The organism is Phaeobacter sp. (assembly GCF_022825805.1).
Classification (GTDB): Bacteria; Pseudomonadota; Alphaproteobacteria; order Rhodobacterales; family Rhodobacteraceae; genus Phaeobacter.
Genome location: NZ_JAJDWC010000020.1, coordinates 1 through 18,477, shown reverse-complemented (window position 1 = coordinate 18,477; position 18,477 = coordinate 1). Strand labels below are relative to the sequence as shown.

At 56.6% G+C, this 18,477-nt stretch carries 18 protein-coding genes; 5 read left to right on the top strand and 13 right to left on the bottom strand.

Translation table 11 applies throughout. The features are described 5' to 3' along the window. Nucleotides 1-132: 132 nt before the first annotated feature. The 6 genes from infB to pip form a co-directional block, all read right to left on the bottom strand. Entirely contained in the window at nucleotides 133-2,613 is a 2,481-nt protein-coding gene (gene infB, locus Q0C28_RS01620; protein ID WP_293572901.1) for a translation initiation factor IF-2, read from the bottom strand. Nucleotides 2,614-2,621: 8 nt separating this feature from the next. Next, a complete protein-coding gene (locus tag Q0C28_RS01615; protein WP_293572900.1) occupies nucleotides 2,622-3,242 on the bottom strand; it encodes an RNA-binding protein in 621 nt (206 codons plus the stop codon). Nucleotides 3,243-3,268: 26 nt separating this feature from the next. Continuing rightward, nucleotides 3,269-4,894 carry a transcription termination factor NusA gene (nusA, locus tag Q0C28_RS01610; protein ID WP_293572899.1) on the bottom strand — a complete coding sequence of 542 codons (1,626 nt, stop codon included), beginning with the start codon at nucleotides 4,892-4,894 and terminating at the stop codon, nucleotides 3,269-3,271. After that, complete coding sequence (rimP, locus tag Q0C28_RS01605; protein ID WP_293572898.1) at nucleotides 4,894-5,484, bottom strand: ribosome maturation factor RimP; 591 nt, start codon at nucleotides 5,482-5,484, stop codon at nucleotides 4,894-4,896. The genes nusA and rimP overlap by 1 nt, the downstream gene beginning before the upstream one ends. Nucleotides 5,485-5,660: 176 nt before the next feature. Then, a complete protein-coding gene (locus Q0C28_RS01600; RefSeq protein ID WP_293572897.1) occupies nucleotides 5,661-6,506 on the bottom strand; it encodes an ABC transporter substrate-binding protein in 846 nt (281 codons plus the stop codon). Continuing rightward, entirely contained in the window at nucleotides 6,503-7,483 is a 981-nt protein-coding gene (gene pip, locus Q0C28_RS01595) for a prolyl aminopeptidase (RefSeq protein WP_293572896.1), read from the bottom strand. Before pip ends, Q0C28_RS01600 begins: the two co-directional genes overlap by 4 nt. Nucleotides 7,484-7,532: 49 nt before the next feature. Between pip and ubiG the strand changes: the two genes are divergently transcribed. Continuing rightward, nucleotides 7,533-8,282: a bifunctional 2-polyprenyl-6-hydroxyphenol methylase/3-demethylubiquinol 3-O-methyltransferase UbiG gene (gene ubiG / locus Q0C28_RS01590; protein WP_293572895.1), complete on the top strand. Its 750-nt coding sequence runs from the start codon at nucleotides 7,533-7,535 to the stop codon at nucleotides 8,280-8,282. A 303-nt stretch (nucleotides 8,283-8,585) separates the two neighbouring features. Here the strand turns inward: ubiG and Q0C28_RS01585 are convergent, their stop codons facing one another. The 4 genes from Q0C28_RS01585 to Q0C28_RS01570 all read right to left on the bottom strand — a co-directional run bounded on the left by Q0C28_RS01585 (nucleotide 8,586) and on the right by Q0C28_RS01570 (nucleotide 10,955). Then, nucleotides 8,586-9,026, bottom strand: a complete 441-nt coding sequence (locus tag Q0C28_RS01585) for a MarR family transcriptional regulator (protein ID WP_293572894.1) — start codon at nucleotides 9,024-9,026, stop codon at nucleotides 8,586-8,588. After that, complete coding sequence (locus Q0C28_RS01580) at nucleotides 9,026-9,856, bottom strand: carbon-nitrogen hydrolase family protein (protein WP_293572893.1); 831 nt, start codon at nucleotides 9,854-9,856, stop codon at nucleotides 9,026-9,028. The genes Q0C28_RS01585 and Q0C28_RS01580 overlap by 1 nt, the downstream gene beginning before the upstream one ends. Nucleotides 9,857-9,886: 30 nt before the next feature. After that, nucleotides 9,887-10,144 (bottom strand): glutaredoxin 3, encoded by a 258-nt coding sequence (gene grxC / locus Q0C28_RS01575; RefSeq protein ID WP_293572892.1) that lies wholly within the window; start codon nucleotides 10,142-10,144, stop codon nucleotides 9,887-9,889. Nucleotides 10,145-10,226: 82 nt separating this feature from the next. Beyond that, entirely contained in the window at nucleotides 10,227-10,955 is a 729-nt protein-coding gene (locus Q0C28_RS01570; protein WP_293572891.1) for a double zinc ribbon domain-containing protein, read from the bottom strand. A 14-nt stretch (nucleotides 10,956-10,969) separates the two neighbouring features. Between Q0C28_RS01570 and Q0C28_RS01565 the strand changes: the two genes are divergently transcribed. From Q0C28_RS01565 to Q0C28_RS01555, 3 genes are all read left to right on the top strand, one after another. Continuing rightward, on the top strand, nucleotides 10,970-11,800 hold the full coding sequence (locus Q0C28_RS01565) for a methyltransferase domain-containing protein (RefSeq protein WP_293572890.1): 831 nt from the start codon (nucleotides 10,970-10,972) through the stop codon (nucleotides 11,798-11,800). Between the two features lie 127 nt (nucleotides 11,801-11,927). Further along, nucleotides 11,928-12,989 (top strand): ferrochelatase, encoded by a 1,062-nt coding sequence (gene hemH / locus Q0C28_RS01560; protein ID WP_293572889.1) that lies wholly within the window; start codon nucleotides 11,928-11,930, stop codon nucleotides 12,987-12,989. A 69-nt stretch (nucleotides 12,990-13,058) separates the two neighbouring features. Beyond that, a complete protein-coding gene (locus Q0C28_RS01555; RefSeq protein ID WP_293572888.1) occupies nucleotides 13,059-16,082 on the top strand; it encodes an aminotransferase class III-fold pyridoxal phosphate-dependent enzyme in 3,024 nt (1,007 codons plus the stop codon). 72 nt (nucleotides 16,083-16,154) lie between these two features. Here Q0C28_RS01555 and Q0C28_RS01550 read toward each other — a convergent pair whose 3' ends face one another. Further along, nucleotides 16,155-16,337 carry a hypothetical protein gene (locus tag Q0C28_RS01550; protein ID WP_293572887.1) on the bottom strand — a complete coding sequence of 61 codons (183 nt, stop codon included), beginning with the start codon at nucleotides 16,335-16,337 and terminating at the stop codon, nucleotides 16,155-16,157. Between the two features lie 141 nt (nucleotides 16,338-16,478). Beyond that, a complete protein-coding gene (locus Q0C28_RS01545; protein WP_293572886.1) occupies nucleotides 16,479-17,108 on the bottom strand; it encodes a L,D-transpeptidase in 630 nt (209 codons plus the stop codon). Nucleotides 17,109-17,274: 166 nt separating this feature from the next. On the opposite strand from Q0C28_RS01545, the gene Q0C28_RS01540 reads away from it, so the two are divergent. After that, nucleotides 17,275-17,793, top strand: a complete 519-nt coding sequence (locus tag Q0C28_RS01540) for a CAP domain-containing protein (RefSeq protein ID WP_293572885.1) — start codon at nucleotides 17,275-17,277, stop codon at nucleotides 17,791-17,793. 89 nt (nucleotides 17,794-17,882) lie between these two features. Here the strand turns inward: Q0C28_RS01540 and Q0C28_RS01535 are convergent, their stop codons facing one another. Beyond that, entirely contained in the window at nucleotides 17,883-18,365 is a 483-nt protein-coding gene (locus Q0C28_RS01535; RefSeq protein ID WP_293572884.1) for a L,D-transpeptidase family protein, read from the bottom strand. Between the last annotated feature and the right edge of the window lie 112 nt (nucleotides 18,366-18,477).

Genomic DNA, 18,477 nt, shown 5'->3' with positions numbered 1-18,477 from the left:
TGTGATCTTTGGCCCGATCTGCGATCAGACGTTTTGATCAACCACGTCATGATCGACACTGTTGAGACCTAACCCACAAACAAAAACCCCAGTCGCATGACCGGGGTTTTCTTTTTGCTATCAGACTGGTGATCAATCCAGGGTCCGGGTGACTTCTTCACGCTCGAAGATTTCGATCACATCGCCCTTACGCACATCGTCGTAGTTTTCGAATGCCATACCGCATTCCTGACCCGACTGAACCTCGGCCACTTCGTCCTTGAAGCGCTTGAGCGTTTTCAGCGTGCCTTCGTGGATGACAACGTTGTCGCGCAGCAGGCGCACACCGGCGGAGCGGCGGGCCACACCTTCGGTGACCAGACAGCCGGCAACTTTGCCCACGTTGGACACTTTGAAGACGTCCTTGATTTCTGCGTAACCGATGAAGTTCTCGCGGATTTCAGCAGAGAGCAGGCCAGATGCGGCAGCTTTCACATCATCAACGAGATCGTAGATCACCGAATAGTAGCGGATCTCCACACCTTTCTGGTTTGCAGAATTCCGTGCAGAGGTGTTTGCACGAACGTTGAAGCCCATGACCGGCGCGCCGGACGCTTCGGCCAGACCGATGTCTGTTTCCGTGATCGCGCCCACGCCGGAATGCAGCACACGAACGCGCACTTCGTTGTTGCCGATCTTTTCCATCGCCTGAACGATTGCTTCGGCAGAACCCTGCACATCCGCTTTCACGAGGATCGGCAGCTCCGAAACGTTCTCGTCGTCCTTGGCCTTCTGCATCAGCTGTTCCAGCGTGGTTGCAGCGCCCGCAGCGGCACGTTTGTCTTTTGCCGCCTGCTCACGGTATTCCGCGATCTCACGGGCCTGAGCTTCGGTTTCGGTCACGTTGAGCACGTCGCCAGCTTCTGGTGTACCGTTCAGACCCAGAACCTCAACCGGAACCGATGGACCGGCTTCTTTGACCCGCTCACCTTTGTCGTTGATCAGGGCACGGACCTTACCGTACTGCTCACCCACGACAAAGATATCACCCTGACGCAGGGTACCGTTCTGAACCAGAACAGTCGCGACGGGACCGCGGCCAACGTCCAGCTGTGCCTCGATCACTGCACCTTGTGCCGCGCGATCAGGGTTGGCTTTCAGTTCCAGGATCTCAGCCTGCAGCGCAATGGCTTCCAGCAGTTCTTCCAGGCCCTGGCCGGTGTGCGCCGACACTTCGACGTCTTGCACTTCACCAGACATGGCTTCCACGATGACTTCGTGCTGCAACAGGTCTGTGCGCACTTTCATCGGATCGGCAGCCGGTTTGTCCATCTTGTTGATCGCAACGATCATCGGAACGTTGGCAGCCTTGGCGTGGTTGATCGCTTCAATCGTCTGCGGCATCACCGCATCATCTGCCGCGACAACCAAAACAACAATGTCCGTGACCTGTGCGCCACGCGACCGCATGGAGGTAAAGGCCGCGTGACCCGGTGTGTCCAAGAAGCTCAGCACTGTGCCGCTCTCGGTCTTCACCTGATACGCACCGATATGCTGGGTGATGCCACCGGCTTCGCCTGCAACAACGCGGGCATTGCGGATTGCATCCAGTATCGATGTCTTACCGTGGTCAACGTGACCCATGATCGTGATCACAGGCGGACGCGATTTCAGGTCGTCTTCTTTGTCCTCGACTTCCTTGATGACATCTTCGACATCGGAGTCAGAGACACGGGTGACCTTGTGGCCAAACTCTTCGATGATCAGTTCAGCGGTGTCTGCATCAATGGTCTGGTTCTGTGTCACCATCATGCCCATTTGCATGAGAGACTTCACCACATCAGCCACACGTTCCGCCATCCGGTTCGCCAGCTCGGACACCAGAATGGCTTCGGGCAGCTGCACGTCGCGAATGATCTTTTCACGCTCGACCGAGCCACCCATAGCTTTCTGACGCGCACGTTCTTGCTTACGCTTCATGGATGCCATGGACCGCTGACGACCGCCTTCACCACCGGTGGCCTGACCAAGTGTCAGCTTGCCGGACCGGCGACCGCCACCGTCGTTGCGGCCTTTGCCACCACGATTCTGTCGGTCATCACGCTCCCGGTCACCTTTACGATTCTGTGGTGCAGGTGCGGAAGATGGGCGAGAGACCGCTTCGGTTTTCTTCTTCTCCGCATCAGCAGCTGCACGCTTGGCAGCAGCTTCGGCTTCGACACGCTTGCGCTCTTCTTCTTCGGCTTTCTGGCGGGCACGCTCTTCAGCTTCGCGCTGTTCGCGTTCCTTGGCTTCCTGCTCCGCACGGCGGCGCTCACGCTCTTCAGCGCGGGCCTTTTCCTCAGCTTCACGCTGGGCAGCCTCTTCCGCTTCGCGCGCCTTTGCAGCCTGCAAAGCCTTCAGACGACGCGCCATTTCCGCATCGCTGATGCCCGCTGGCCGACGAGAACCGTCTCCCGCTGGCGCCGATCCAGAGCCCCCTTTGGCCGCAGTCGGCTTGGGGACCACAACGCGTTTGCGCTTGGTCTCCACCACAACATTCTTGGTCCGACCGTGGCTGAAGCTCTGTTTCACATTCCCGGGGCGGGCCCCACCACGAAGACCCAATGTCTTTTTGCCGTCACTATCGCTCATAAAGCTCTTTATCCTTCCGTGCGGCCCTTGCCGCCCACCATTTCGCGCAAACCTTGTAGTCGTTGCGCTTCCTCTACAACACGTTTGCCGAGTCCACCAGAGGCCAGCGCCGCATGTATCACAGTTTGACGCCCAAATGCCATGCCCAGCTCATCCGCAGTGAGAACTCCGATGAATTTCCCACGATGCGGCGTGCTTAATTTCGATTTGCCGCGCCCAGATCCATCTGATGCCTGGATCAAAACGCGTGCATGTTCCTTTGCCAGCCAGTCTTTGACCTTTTCATAGCCCGACACCGCATCACCGGATTTACGTGCAAGACTGATCAGATCAACCAAACGACGCAGAACCTGGGCTTCGATTGTCTCTTCGAGCCCCTCCGGAACAGCGACTTGTGCCTTGAAGCCACGGGCAAAAAGTTTCTTCTTCACAGCGGCTGCAATCGCGGCTTTTGTCGCTGTCACATACACACCGCGACCAGGCAATTTGTCCAGAATATCCGGAACAACCTGGCCGTCGGGGCCGACCACAAATCGGATCAACCCCTGTTTCGGCTGCACGTCACCTGTTGCGAGACATTTCCGCTCTGGTCCGTCTGACCGGTCTTTTTCGCTTCCGCCACGCGTCATTCGTCGTGCTCCGCCGTATCCGCTGATCAGGCCTCGGCCTCGGTTTCATCACCGTCTTCGAGGTCAGCATCTTCTTCTGCGTCCGCTTCCAGCTCGGCAGGGTCAACCCAACCCAGCAGAACACGCGCGGTCATCACCAGGCTCTGCGCCTCTTCAAGCGTCACGCCATGCGGTTCCAGGATACCGTCATCTTTGACCCGCTCACCTTTGTTGGAGGTCCAGCCACCGGCCAGTTCCCAATCCGCGCAGGTTGCGAAATCTTCCAGGGTCTTGATGTCGTCCTTGGCCAGGGCCTCCACCATCTGCGGTGTCAGACCGTCAAATTCGATCAGGCTGTCCTCGGCGCCCAGAGCGCGGGCTGCATCGATTGCGGCCTTGGCCTGAGCTTCCAGATACTCCGCAGCGCGGGTCTGCAGCTCCTGTGCCGTGCCTTCATCAACACCGTCAATGACCAACAGTTCGTCGATCTCGACATAGGCCACTTCTTCGAGGTTGGTGAACCCTTCAGAAACCAGTAGCTGCGCAAAGAATTCGTCCAGATCCAGTGTTTCCATGAACAGCTGGGTGCGGGCTTCGAATTCTTTCTGGCGGCGAGCGGATTCTTCTTCCTCGGTCATGATGTCGATATCAAGCGCGGTCAGCTGCGAGGCCAGGCGCACGTTCTGACCCCGGCGACCAATCGCCAGCGACAGCTGCTCCTCTGGGACCACCACTTCGATCTTGCCCGCTTCTTCGTCCAAGACAACTTTGGACACTTCTGCAGGCTGCAGCGCGTTCACCAGGAAGGTCGGCTGGTCTTCATTCCACGGAATGATGTCGATTTTTTCGCCCTGCAGCTCGTTCACAACGGCCTGCACGCGGGAGCCACGCATACCAACGCAGGCACCAACGGGATCAATGGACCCATCATAGCTGATCACAGCGATCTTCGCCCGGGAGCCGGGGTCGCGTGCAACAGCTTTGATCTCGATGACGCCATCGTAAATTTCCGGCACTTCCATCTTGAACAATTCGGCCATGAACTCTGGCGCGGTGCGCGACAGGAAGATCTGCGGACCACGCGGCTCACGGCGCACATCTTTGATGTAGCAGCGAATACGGTCATTAGGGCGGTAGCTTTCACGACCGATTTTCTCGTTGCGGCGCAGGATAGCTTCACCAGCACCAACATCCACGATGACGTTGCCGTATTCTTCGCGTTTCACCAAACCGTTGATGATGGTGCCTGCGCGATCTTTAAACTCGTCATACTGGCGGTCACGCTCAGCCTCGCGCACCTTCTGCAGGATCACCTGTTTCGCGGATTGTGCCGCGATGCGGCCCATTTCAACCGGCGGAACCTCTTCGACAAAAACATCGCCAACCGCTGGATCAGCCATGTACTGTTTGGCTTGTTCCACGGTCATTTCCGCCTGGTAGTTCTCCAGCGCGTCATCTTCGACAACGGTGCGGACCCGGGTGAATGTGGCGCGACCAGTTTTGCGGTCAATCGACACGCGGATGTCCATTTCGCTGCCGTAGCGGCTCTTGGCGGCCCGCGCCAGGCTTTCTTCCATTGCATCGACGACCAGCCCAGGGTCGATCATCTTTTCGCGCGCCACGGCCTCTGCTGTCTGCAAGAGCTCCAGCTGGTTTGCTGAGGTGATAGCCATTACTTTGTCTCCTCTTCGGACCCTTCGGCCTCGATTTCGTCGAATGCGTCTTCGTTCAGAGTGCCCGCAGCCTTGCGCTGACGCAGCATTTCTTTGATCAGATCATCTGTGAGCACGAGCTTTGCGTCGCTCAGCCAGTCAAACTTCAATCCGATGGTCACGGTTTCACCGTGCTCTTCGATATTGATCAGCACTTCATCGTCTTCAACACCGGCCAGTTCGCCTTTGAAGCGACGCCGCCCATCGATCAACTCGGTGGTTTCGATCTTGGCTTCATAGCCTTCGAACATGTCGAAGTCTTTCAAACGCGTCAGCGGACGGTCGACGCCGGGGCTGGACACTTCGAGTGCATAGGCATCCAGGATCGGATCCTCCACATCCAAAGTGGCGCCAACGGCGTTGGAAATCTCGGCACAATCGTCAACTTCGATGCCACCACCCGGCTTGTCAGCCATGATTTGCAACGTCGTCGCTTTGCCAGACATCAACCGAATGCGCACCAGCTCAAATCCGAGATCTTCAATCACGGGCGTGATGATCTCAGCGAGCCTGCGATCGATGGCTGCCTTGGCTATCAGGTCATTGGTCATACGGTTTCCAAATCCAGGATTCGAACACAAAAAAACGGGCGCGCGGCCCGTTGAATTTTCCGGTGGAGCTTGGCTTTTCAACCAACGCGCCGCTGTTGGATCTGCGTATACGCCTTAATCGGCCAAACTGCAAGTGTTGTTCAATTGCGCGGGCCACCACGGCTGGCGCGCAGCGATCAGACCCGCCACCACCGTTCAGCAATGCGCCCATCATCCAAAGCGGACTGTGCCCCAATGTCCCGAGGCACGCCCACATCCGGTCGTGCCGCCAGGGCCATATTTGTAGCCGAGGGATGAAAGAAAAAATGACCCCGAGACAGCAAACCCTCAGCAGCTGGCAAGGCGGCAACATCCACATATCCATCGCGCAGCGCTTCGGCCCGAACCAACGGGTCCGAAATCACGATCAGTTCGACGCTATCCACCCAACCGGCCTGGGTCTCTTTGTAGTGGTTTGCCACCCGCGCCAGTTTGAAATCCCGCCCAGGCCGAACCCGTTCCACCTGGTAACATCCCGTTCCCACCAAAGACGCCGTTTGTTCCGGCCAAATGCCTGGCTGGGTAATCTGAAACGCAGCATCGCCAAGCAAATAGGGCAATTGAGGGTTGGATTGCGAAAGTTCCAGACGCAGGCTGTGGTCTGCTGTGGCTTCCATATGCTGGAGCGTGGGCAAATGATCACCGCGATCAAGGAGAGCCGCGACAGCCACCTCTGCGGTCAATGGCGATCCGTCATGAAACGCAACATCGCTGCGCAAATCGAACTGCCACACCCGCGCATCATCAGAACTGGTCCACTGCTGGGCAAGTTCAGGGCGCAGCACCCCATCCGCGCCAATTTCCGTCAGCCCATCCAGAACCGCGCCGCGCAAAACATGTTGCATCAGATCTGCTTCACGCGGCACAGCAAGACGCAGCACACCGCCCCGCCGCGGCGTATCCGCCAACCCTGCGCCAGTGGCCGCCAGCAAAGCAGCCGCCGCACCAGAGGTGAACAACGCGCGTCGGTCGATCCGCGTCATAGGCCTTGTTCCTCTGTGATCTGATCCATTGCCCGCACCAACTCTGCACTGATTCCCGGCTCAGACAGAGCATGACCTGCATTGCGCACCATCTTCAACTGTGCATTCGGCCACAATTCCTTGAGCCGCCACGCTGACGCCGGGGGACAAATCATATCATAACGCCCCTGCACGATGACGCCGGGGATGTGCGAAATCCGACCCATGTTGGCAAAGATCTGTCCATCATAGTCGAGAAAACCATTGTTGATGAAATAGTGGTTTTCCAACCGGGCAAAAGCCCGCGCGTAATCACCCGGGCTTTCCCCAGATGTGCCGTTGGAATGGATCGAGGCCAAGGCGTTTTCCCATGCCGACCAGGCGCGACCATAGCGGATCTCTTCGGCCAGATCCCCGGAAAACAGTCTCCGGTTATAGGCTGCGATCAAATCACCGCGCTCGTCATCCGGGATCAGGGACACAAAACGCGCCCAGGTTTCGGGCCAGAATCGCCCAGCGCCCCCGCCGTAGAACCAATCCAGTTCCGCCTGGGTCATCAAAAAGACCCCGCGCAGCACAAGACGATCGACCCGGTCTGGATGGGTTTGCGCATACAGCAGCGACAATGTCGCCCCCCAACTGCCGCCGAACACGATCCACTTTGATATTCCCAGCAGGCTGCGGATTTTCTCCATATCGGCGATAAGATGCCATGTGGTGTTGTTTTCACAGGACGCATGGGGTTTGGACCGGCCGCAGCCCCGCTGATCAAACAGAATGATCCGGTAGACCTTCGGATTAAAATACCGCCGCATCGCCGGGCTGGATCCGCCACCCGGCCCCCCGTGGCAAACCACCACAGGCAACCCATCCGGATTGCCGCTTTGCTCCATATAAATATGGTGTCCCTGCCCGACATCGATCATCTGTTGATCGAAGGGCTCAAGGGGTGGGTGCAAATACTGCACTGCACGCTTTTGATACGGGTATTTGTCCATTACTGACCTAACTTAGTCCTGAACGATAAAAGAACACACGGAGACAGGAATGCAAGCGCCTCAATCCACGGTAGACCCCAGCGAGATTGCAAAATTCGAAGCGATGGCCGCTGAATGGTGGGATCCGAAGGGTAAATTCAAACCTTTGCACATGCTTAATCCCTGTCGGCTGGATTACATAACCAATCAGATTGCAGCAGAATTTGACCGAGACCTGTCCGCAGAAGCACCCTTTGCGGGCCTGCGCCTGTTGGACATCGGCTGTGGTGGCGGCCTGCTGAGCGAGCCGATGGCAAGGCTGGGCGCAGAGGTTGTTGGCGCTGATGCCGCCGCTGGCAACATTCCAGTCGCCCAAATTCATGCCGAGCAATCAAATCTGAACATCGACTATCGCCACACCACCGCCGAAGCCCTTGCCGCGGATGGTGAGCAATTCGACGTCGTGCTGAACATGGAAGTTGTTGAACACGTTGCCGACCCGCTCAGCTATCTCACGGCCACGCAGCAATTGCTGAAACCAGGTGGGTTACAGATCTGTTCCACGATCAATCGAAATCCCAAAAGCTACGCGATGGCAATCTTTGGAGCGGAGGTTGTCATGCGGTGGCTGCCACGCGGAACCCACGAGTGGTCCAAATTCATCACCCCTGATGAGCTTTGCGATCTCCTGGTGCAGGCGGGCCTGACCCCCGTTGATCGCAGCGGTTTCGTGTTCAATCCGATTCTATGGACCTGGTCGATCTCTGCCCGTGATCTGAGCGTCAATTACGTGACCGCCAGCACCAAGCCAGCGGCGTGATCGTCTACCACCTATACGAAAGGATAGGCGTGCATCCTTCTGCGTTATTGGGCTGCAGATTTCATCATGCTACTCAAGGGTTACGGTTAACACTCCTTGACCAACCCCGAGTGAATGCACGTAGACCCCAGTTCCAGGTGAAACGGCGTTAAGACTACCACTCACGGATTAGCCTGACGGGGGGCAATAGGACGTCTGCTTGCAGACGTCCTTTTTCGTTTTGATGGCCGATACTGCTACAAAAGCTGGTTCTTTGGTTCAATGCATGGCGGATGGCGATTGAAAACGCACAACGCGTTCGGCTCAATCGCCACTGCCCAGCTTCATCCGAAATTCACGCAGGATGGGCAAAGCTGCCTTCACCCGATCGCTGCCCAATTCACTGACGACTTCGCTGATCATCGGCACAATGCTGGCCAGCGCCGCGTCCCTGGCCTGACGTCCCGCCGGGCTGATCGCCACCATTTTACGTCGGGCGTCGTCCCAATCCGGGCGAATGTGAACATATCCCGCTGTTTCCAGCTTGTTCAGCGTGTTGGTCATTGCACCACGGGTGACGTGAAAAGCCTTGGCCAACTGTGCCGGTGACCGCTCAAGCCCAGTGCGCGCCAGATGATTCAACACGGAAAAATGGGACAACTCCATTCCCTTTGGCATCACCTTGCTCAGGCGTGTGCGCGCCAATTGGTCAGCCATCAGAATCTCACTGAACAGCGAAACTGCTAGGGGGTTTTTGTCATCCATCAAGGGCCGTCAAATTCTCGGTCATGTTTCAACGAAGGCACGCGTTTGCGCGCTTGTGACACTTTTTCGAGGTCAAGATCAACGTAGCTGATCCCCACATCTGTACCAGCATCAACAAGAATTTCGCCCCAAGGTGCCACAACCAAGCTATGGCCATAGGTGGTGCGCGACTGACCGACTGTGGCAGGATGCGTTCCTGTCTGCGCTGGGGCCAAAACATAGCACCCAGTTTCAATAGCCCGCGCCTGCAACAGCGCATGCCAATGGGCTGCGCCAGTCACATGCGAAAACGCAGCTGGCACAACCAACACCTCTGCCCCGGCCTGAGCCAGGCTCCGATGCAGCTGTGGAAACCGCACGTCATAGCAGATCGTCATCCCGATCTTGGCAAAAGGAGTGGTCGCCAAAACCGCCTGATGCCCAGGTCTATACCCGTCCGACTCGCGATAGGTTTCCTCCGGCGTGACATCCACATCAAACATATGGATCTTGTCGTATCGCGCGGTGATATCTCCTTCTGGATTGATCAAAACCTGGCGATTGGCAAAACGGCCATCTGCATCTGTGGTTTTCAGCGCCAAGGATCCAATCAACAGCCAAATGTCGTGTTTGGCGGCAGTTGCGCGCAATCCGGCGAGGGTGGGATCATCCGCTTCCAGCTGCAACACCGCGCTTTGATGTCGCCGACTGGTCGAAAGACAGTTCGTCACCTCGGGAGTCAGAACAAACCCGGCGCCGCTTGCGACCGCGTCCCCGACCATCTGCTGCACCATCTCTAGGTTCTGATCAGGCTGGTCGCTGGACGTGATTTGAAGCAAAGCGGTGCGCATGACGGGTTTCTCTTTTCGGAACTGACGCAGTTATGCTGCCAGCAACGGATCCAATTTGCCAGAACGATCAAGCGCATAAAGATCATCACAGCCACCAACATGGGTATCACCAATGAAGATCTGCGGCACGGTCCGGCCACCATTTGCACGCTCGATCATCTCCGCCTTCCGATCTGGCGCAGCCAGAATATCGACTTCGGAAAAGGATACACCTTTGCTCGTCAGCAAACGTTTCGCCGCGTGACAAAAACCGCAGAGCGGCGAAGTGTGGATCTCGACAGGTTTCATTCGATTCTCCATTGATCGTATCAGAGGTCTGACGCTGATTTGGGATGTCTCAGGCAGAAATGCCAGCCCTGTCAGAGTCAGATCACGGCCGTGTGACGCGGGCAAGCACCACAATGCGCACACCTGCCGCACCCGCGCGCAAAGCTGCAATAGCACAAGCGGACAGGGTTGCTCCGCTGGTCATCACGTCATCAACCAGCAAGATATTGCGCCCAGAGATCCGCGCAGCCCAGCGCGGCGTACTTGCAATGGCATCCGCAAGAATTGCCTGACGGTCGGCTCGGCTTTTGCCCTCGAGCGATGGGGTCCGCCGCGCCCGCGACAAAAGATCCGGGCAATAATCAAGAGATTGGCGTTTGGCCAAGGCAGCAGCCAACAGCGCGGATTGATTGTACCGACGATACAGAAACCGGCTCCAATGAAGCGGCACAGGCGTCACGATTGGATCATACTGGAGGAAAGGTGCCGCCGCTTGGGCAAGCCATTGGGATGCAGGCCGGGCGATATCTGTCCTGTCCCCGTGCTTAAGCGCCAGAATCAGACGCCGTGCCGTGCCTTCATACACAAGGGCCGCGCGTCCCTGATCCCAGACAGGCGGATGGGAAAGGCAACTGTCACAGGCCAGACCGAACCCGTCATCTTCCCCAATCAAAGGTGCACCACATCCATCGCAACACACTTTGCCAATGAAAGGCGTTTCTCGCCAGCACGGTCCGCAAAGACCAAAGTCACTTTCGACCCAATCGCCACAGGCAATGCAACGCGGTGGATAGAGCAGCGAAACCGCTGTTTGTATCCTTTGGCGCAACAACCTAAATACCCCTCATGACAACTGCCACATCAAACCCGCCGCAACTCTTTGATCGCGACGCCTTGATCGCTCATCGCAAACGGGTGGTGTCCGATGCTCTGTTCCTTCACGATATTGCGCGAGAGGAAATTGAGGATCGGCTCACCTTGGTTAACAGATCCTTTACAAATCCAGCGGTTATCGCACCTTTTGCGCAAGGCTGGGATGTGTTCATGCCTGCTGCCAAACATGTGGATGACGCGGAGACATTGGATCTGGAAGCAGGGGCGCATGATCTTGTTGTCCATGCGATGTCACTGCACTGGGCCAATGACCCTGTTGGGCAGTTGATCCAATGTCGCCGGGCACTGCGCGAAGATGGCTTGTTGCTGGTGGTGATGCTGGGGGGCAAAACCCTGCAGGAATTGCGCAGCGCATTGGCTGCTGCAGAAACACGCATCATGGGCGGATTATCCCCTCGGGTTTCCCCGATGGGTGAAGTCCGGGGATTGGGTGGCCTGCTGCAGCGCGCAGGATTCGCTCTGCCCGTCGCCGACGTTGTGCCCTTGACCGCGCACTACCGCGATGTTGTGCATCTGATCCGCGACCTTCGCGGGATGGGAGAGACCAATGCGCTGGCCCAACGACAAAAATGCGCCTCCCCTCGCCGCCTGTTTGCCGAAACAGAAGCGATCTATCGGGACAGCTATGCTGCAGCGGACGGCCGCCTGCCCGCATCCTTTGATCTGATCTGCCTCACTGGCTGGAGCCCCTCGGAAACACAGCAGAAACCTCTCAGGCCAGGTTCCGCCCAAGCGCGACTAGCTGACGCGCTGCGCGTGCCCGAAACCAAGCTGCCAGAGTAGACGGAAGCTGATATAGGCCTATCTTATGGGGCTGATGAAATGATCCGATTGGTCAATTGACCCGTAATTCATATTGATAGCACCAGCAGCACACTCTGCTGACAGAACACCGCACAGGACCTGATACATGTTGGATGCCTCCACCCTCGCCACTTGCCCTGCACATGCTCCGGCTGATCATCCGAAAATTGCGCCTGCAAAAGTGGGTGTTTTGCTGGCAAATCTGGGCACCCCAGACGACTACACCTATTGGCCGATGCGGCGATATCTGAACGAATTCCTCTCGGACAAACGGGTGATCGATTATCCGGCCTGGAAATGGCAACCGCTGCTGCAGCTGATTATCTTGGCGCGACGCCCATTCACCTCGGGTGCCGCGTATAAATCGATCTGGAACCACGAACAGGGCGAAAGCCCGTTGATGACCATCACCAAGGATCAGACCGTAGCCATGTCTGCCGCGTTGCAAGAGCGTTACGGCTCTGAGGTTATGGTCGATTTCTGCATGCGCTATGGCAACCCATCGACCAAATCCAAAGTGCGTGAGATGATCGAAGCAGGTTGCCAGAAAATCCTGTTCGTGCCGCTCTACCCGCAATACGCGGGCGCTACTTCAGCAACTGCAAATGACCAGTTCTTTCGTGCGCTGATGGAGGAACCATGGCAGCCGGCAGCGCGCACCGTGGCCCCCTATTTCGACGATCCCGCCTATATCGACGCGCTCGCCCGATCTGTGGAAAAGGCCTATGCCGCCGCTGAGAAGAGGCCCGAAATCCTCGTCGTCTCCTATCACGGGATGCCAAAACGATACCTGATGCAGGGTGACCCGTATCACTGCCAGTGTCAGAAAACGACTCGCCTCCTGAAAGAGCGGCTTGGTTGGGCCGACACCGAGATCACAACGACATTCCAGTCGGTATTTGGACCAGAAGAATGGCTGAAACCCTATACCGTTGATCATGTCGCAACGCTGGCAGAATCGGGAAAGAAGAATATCGCCGTCATCGCGCCGGCGTTTTCAGCGGACTGCATCGAAACCCTTGAAGAAATCAACGAAGAGATCCGCGAGAGCTTCGAAGAGGCCGGCGGTGAAGACTTCTTGTACATTCCCTGCCTCAACGATGACGCCGAACATATCGATGCGCTCGCAGGTGTGATCGGTCGCAATCTGAAAGGGTGGCTAGACTAAATTCTCTCCCCGGGTCAAATAGGATCCAATATTTGGCAGATCGAAAAAATCGGCACCGGGGAGAATTTGATGACCACCACATATTGGCAAGCCGCCCTGCAGGAGCATTGGGGCCTGCAGGCGGAGTTGACCCGTCTTGATGGCGAATACGACCTGAACTTCCGCGCGGTAGCGGCAGATGAGTCAACCTATGTTCTAAAAGCCATGCACCCGGGCTGCGATCCCGCGCTTGTCGATATGCAGATCTCCGCGCTGCAACGGATTGCCACATCTGCACCGGAGCTCCCCCTGCCGCGGATCATCCCCACGGCCGGGAATCAACACTGCCTGACGATCCGCGACAACGAAAACAACGATCGGATTATCTGGCTGCAAACCGGTTTACCGGGATCCTGCTATGCTCATAGCAATCCGAAATCCCAATCGCTCATCTTTGAATTTGGACAAACACTGGCTGGCGTCACGCAGGCGCTGGAAGGGTTTGACCACCCCGCTCTACACCGGGACTTCAAATGGAATCTGACGACTGCAGATTGGATCGCAGAGCATATCCACATCGTCGACACACCAGCACGGCGCAGCCTGATCGAAGAGATCTGCAGCACGTTCAATTCTATCAAACCTGATCTGGACCAGCTGGACCGTCAGGCGATCCACAATGACGCCAACGACTACAACATCCTTTTCAGCGGGGGTTTGACAACCGAACCGCATATCAGCGGATTGATCGACCTTGGGGACATGTGCGCGGCACCGCGCATCTGCGATCTTGCGATTGCAGCGGCCTATATCGTGTTGGATCAAACCCGCCCTCAGGCTGCCCTGCGGGCATTGGTTGCGGGGTATCATGCAACCACGCCCTTGTCGGCGCAGGAAATCGATATGCTGTGGCCATTGCTGCGCATGCGGTTGGCGGTTTCGGTGATCAACTCCACACTAATGGCGCAGGACAATCCGGACGACCCCTACATCACCATTTCACAGGCACCGGCCTGGCAGTTCCTGGAGCAAGACGCAGAGCATCCCACCCTGATCGCAGGGCGCTTGCGCACCGCCTGCGGACTGCCGGTTGTTGATGGGGCGGATGATGTCATGGCCTACCTCCAAACCCATGCTGGGACTTTTGCACCCCTGATGGGCCAAGATCTGGCGGACATCCCAATGGGGTCTTTGTCAGTTGAAAACTCAACATGGCCGCAGAACCCTTTTGATATGCCGCTGGCCGAAGCCGCGCAGGTGGGGGCTGAGTTTTCAGGTGCACAAGGAACCGATTGGTGGCTGGGCTACTACAACGAGCCTCGTTTGATCTATACCGCTGGTGCGTTTCGCAAAGGCCCCTACAAAGCCAGTGACAGACGCACGGTGCATCTGGCGGTCGATGTCTTTGCTCCATCTGGCGAAGCGCTTCATGCGCCGCTGGAGGGCGAGGTGCTGGTAGTTGAAAATCGCGCCGACCACCTGGACTATGGCGGTGTCATCATCCTGAAACACACGACTGACCAGGGCGATCCGTTCTATACACTCTACGGCCACCTTGATCCCGAATGCTGTGACCGGCTCAATCCGGGGGATAAGATCGAAAAGGGGGCCGCGTTCTGCCAGCTCGGCACCGCGCTCCAAAATGGCGGTTGGGCGCCTCATGTCCATTTTCAGATCGCTCTGTCCACGGAGGGCATAGAAACCGATTGGCCTGGCGTCGCGGATCCAGACGATTTGGGGCTCTGGAACGCCCTCTGCCCCAATCCAGCACCGTTGTTGAACCTGCCTGACGCAAAAACCGAATACCATCCCACCCAGAAGGCCGAGGTTTTGGCGGACCGGGAAGCATTTTTTGGACCCAACCTGCGCCTCACGTATGCGGATCCAGTGATGTTGATGCGAGGCTGGAAGCATCATCTCTTTGACGAATGGGGACGCCCCTATCTCGACGCATATAACAATGTGCCACACGTCGGACATGCTCACCCGCGGATTCAATCCGTCGCCGCAGATCAACTCAAACGCATGAATTCCAACACGCGCTACCTCCATCCGGCGCAAACCGCATTCGCCAAGAAAATCCTGGAGAAAATGCCAGGTCACCTGGAGGTCTGCTTCTTTGTGAATTCTGGCTCAGAGGCCAATGAGCTTGCGCTTCGCCTGGCGCGTGCCCATACCAAAGCCAAGGGTATGATTACCCCGGATCACGGCTATCACGGCAATACCACCGGTGTGATCGATATCTCCGCGTATAAATTCAACGCTAAAGGTGGTGTTGGCCCATCAGACTGGGTGGAACTAGTGGAGGTCGCTGACGACTACCGCGGTCGGTTCCGCCGCGACGATCCAGAGCGCGCGGAAAAGTTCGCTGAGCTGGTGGATGATGCAATCAAACAGTTGATCGCAAAAGGCTATGGTCTTGCGGGTTTCATCGCCGAAACATTTCCATCTGTTGGCGGTCAGATCATTCCGCCCAAAGGATATCTGCCCGCTGTTTATGAGAGAATTCGCGCCGCCGGTGGGATCTGCATCGCGGATGAAGTCCAGACCGGCTTGGGTCGGCTTGGGGACTACTACTTCGGCTTCGAACATCAGGGAGCCACGCCTGATATTGTCGTCCTAGGTAAGCCGATCGGAAATGGGCACCCGCTGGGCGTATTGGTGACAACCCGGGACATCGCTGCGAGCTTTGCCGAAGGACCAGAGTTTTTCTCCACCTTTGGCGGATCAAACCTGTCCTGTCGGATCGGGACCGAGGTGTTGACCATCGTCGAAGATGAACACTTGCAGCAGAACGCCAAAGAGCGCGGCGCAGAGTTGATTTCGGGGCTGAAAGAGCTTCAAACCCGCTATCCGATGCTGGGCGACGTGCGGGGCATGGGGCTGTTCATCGGCGTCGAATTGATCGAACCCGATGGATCCGAGGCAACGGATCTATGTGCCTACCTGAAAAACCGAATGAGGGATCATCGCATCCTGATCGGCAGCGAAGGGCCGAAGGACAACATCCTCAAAATTCGCCCGCCTCTGACCATCGAGGCCGAGGACATCCAAATGATCTTGGACTGTATGGATCGGGTTCTTGCCGAAATTCAGCAAAGCAGATCGCACTAATCTGCTCAGACCCCACAAATAAAAAAGGCGGAGGTGAATCCTCCGCCTTTTCTATAGATCTGTTGCGAGCAATTAGTTGCTTGCGACAGCTGCGCCAACCAGAACCAGCAGCAGCAGCGGCAGCAGGATGCCGCTGGAGGAGCTTTCGGCCTGCTCAACGATAACCGGTGCTTCAACAACTGGCTCGGACAGGTTGCCAGCAGTTGCGGTGGAAGCGGCAGCAGTCAGAGCAGCAGCGATAACGAGTTTTTTCATGTTAACCTCCAAAAAAGTTGCGCGGAACAGTCCACCTGCACCACGCGCCCAAGACTTACCTCGTAACATTTGTCTAACCAGCAAAAATTCGAGATTGCAATTGCTTGTACGTGCACCACATCCCACCACTTGGGGATGTCGTCAAATTAGCAACACCTGAGTACCCACTTTTGTGAGCGCAAACAATTCAGCGATATGCTCGTTGTAAAGGCCAATACAACCATTCGAAGATCGCCTCCCGATCTTGCGGGTATCATGGGTCCCATGAATACGATAGTACTTCCAACTGAGGTATAATGCGTGTGTTCCCAATGGGTTATCCGGACCCGGTGGAATATAGGCTGGCCACTCAGGATTGCGTTTGCGCATGTTGGGAGTGGGCGCCCAACCGGGCCCATCAACCTTGCGAATGATCTTTGTGCGACCTTTGCGGGTCAGATCTTCGGACAGTGGCACGGAAGAGGGGAAAAGTCGGTAATCATTCCCATCTTCGGACCAGTAATGCAGGGCCCGGCTGTCCAGATCGACCAGAATCGCACCGTTGCGCAGATTGTCGAAATACGGCTCCCACCGCATGGAGCGAAACGCAGAGATATTGCGTTTCACCGGCGGTTCAGGTTCCGGCGGCGGGCGCAGAGGATCATAGGCTTCTGCCGCTGCATCGTCGATATCCTGGGCCAGTGCACCAGACGAGAGACCAGCGCCGGTCAACGCTGCGGAACCGGCAATAAACTGCCGTCGAGACAAGGAACCAAACAAACTGCGAGTCATGACTTTTCCAAACGGTAAGGAGATAGAGTTCTTGCCGCTATCTTATGGCGCGAATGCCGCAGTCGCAAATCAAACCAATCGCGACTGATCAAATCACCGCCGACGGGTTTGCGCCGATGCCACAGGCACGATATGGGACCAATCAGCAGATGAAACAGGGTGTAAAATGACGCGTGTATTTCTGATCCTATTTGCCGGATTGATGAGCTTTGTGGCCGCCTGTGCGCCGGCACCTGACGGCGATACCAGCTCTGGTCAGGTCTATCGCATTCGCAATGCCGACAAGGTGCAATTGCGGATGTTGGACTCAGTCAATGCTCTGCGACAAGCCGCTGGACGTCAGTCAGTCGAACTGAACGCACAATTGACGGCCGCAGCAGCGACCCATTCCAGAGACATGTCCATTCAAAACCGCCCCTGGCATTTTGGGTCTGACGGTTCCTCCCCGCTTGATCGTATCGCACGGGTTGGGTTCACTGGTGAGCTTGTTGGTGAGACGATTTCCGAAACCTATGAGACCGAGCTGCAAACCCTGACGGCCTGGATGGAAGATGCGACCACACGGACCGTTATTCTTGACCCCAAAGCCAACAGTCTTGGGTTTTCCTGGTTCCAGGAGCCGAATGGAAAAATTTGGTGGACCCTGATCATGGGCAACACTACACCGGCATCCATCATCAACTAAAGATATCAGTATCCTGGCGCGGCGCCATTGTGCCGCGCGCAAGGTTCAGATCGCCCCTTTCAGCGAGGGACCTCAAGGGCACAGCCCACTTAGGGATTTAGGAAAATAGGCGTCCCGTTTTTGACCATGGCATAGATCTCTTCGATCTCTTCATTGGTCACCGCAATACATCCCGCCGTCCAATCATCCACGCGGGCCGCGCGTCTGCGCGCCTTTGGGTTGTTGGGCTCACCATGCAGAAAGATCTCTCCGCCGGGGCTCTTTCCCATGGCGGCCGCTTTGGCCCGGTCTGCGGCATTGGGATACGAAATCCCAATCGACAGATGGTAGGCGCTATTCGGATTGCGACGATCGATGAAATACTGCCCCTCCGGGGTTTTGCCGTCTCCCTCGATCTCTTTATGGCCCAGCGGGGCAAAGCCCAGCTCCATATCATAAGATCGCAAGATATCATCCCCGTTCAGCAAATAGACCCGCCGGGCGCCTTTATTGACGACCACAGAGGTCACCTCTGGGCCATCGTAGCTGAGGAATTTATTGGTCGGTGTAAGTGCCGGATGTAATCTCCCCAAAAGGGGCGTTTGAAATTTCCCCAGTTGGTAGCGTCCTGGGCGATTTTTGAACCTTAAATATTCAAAAATCGAACGGGGCGCGGGCCGTTAAGCTCGAAGCTCAAGAAGAAGG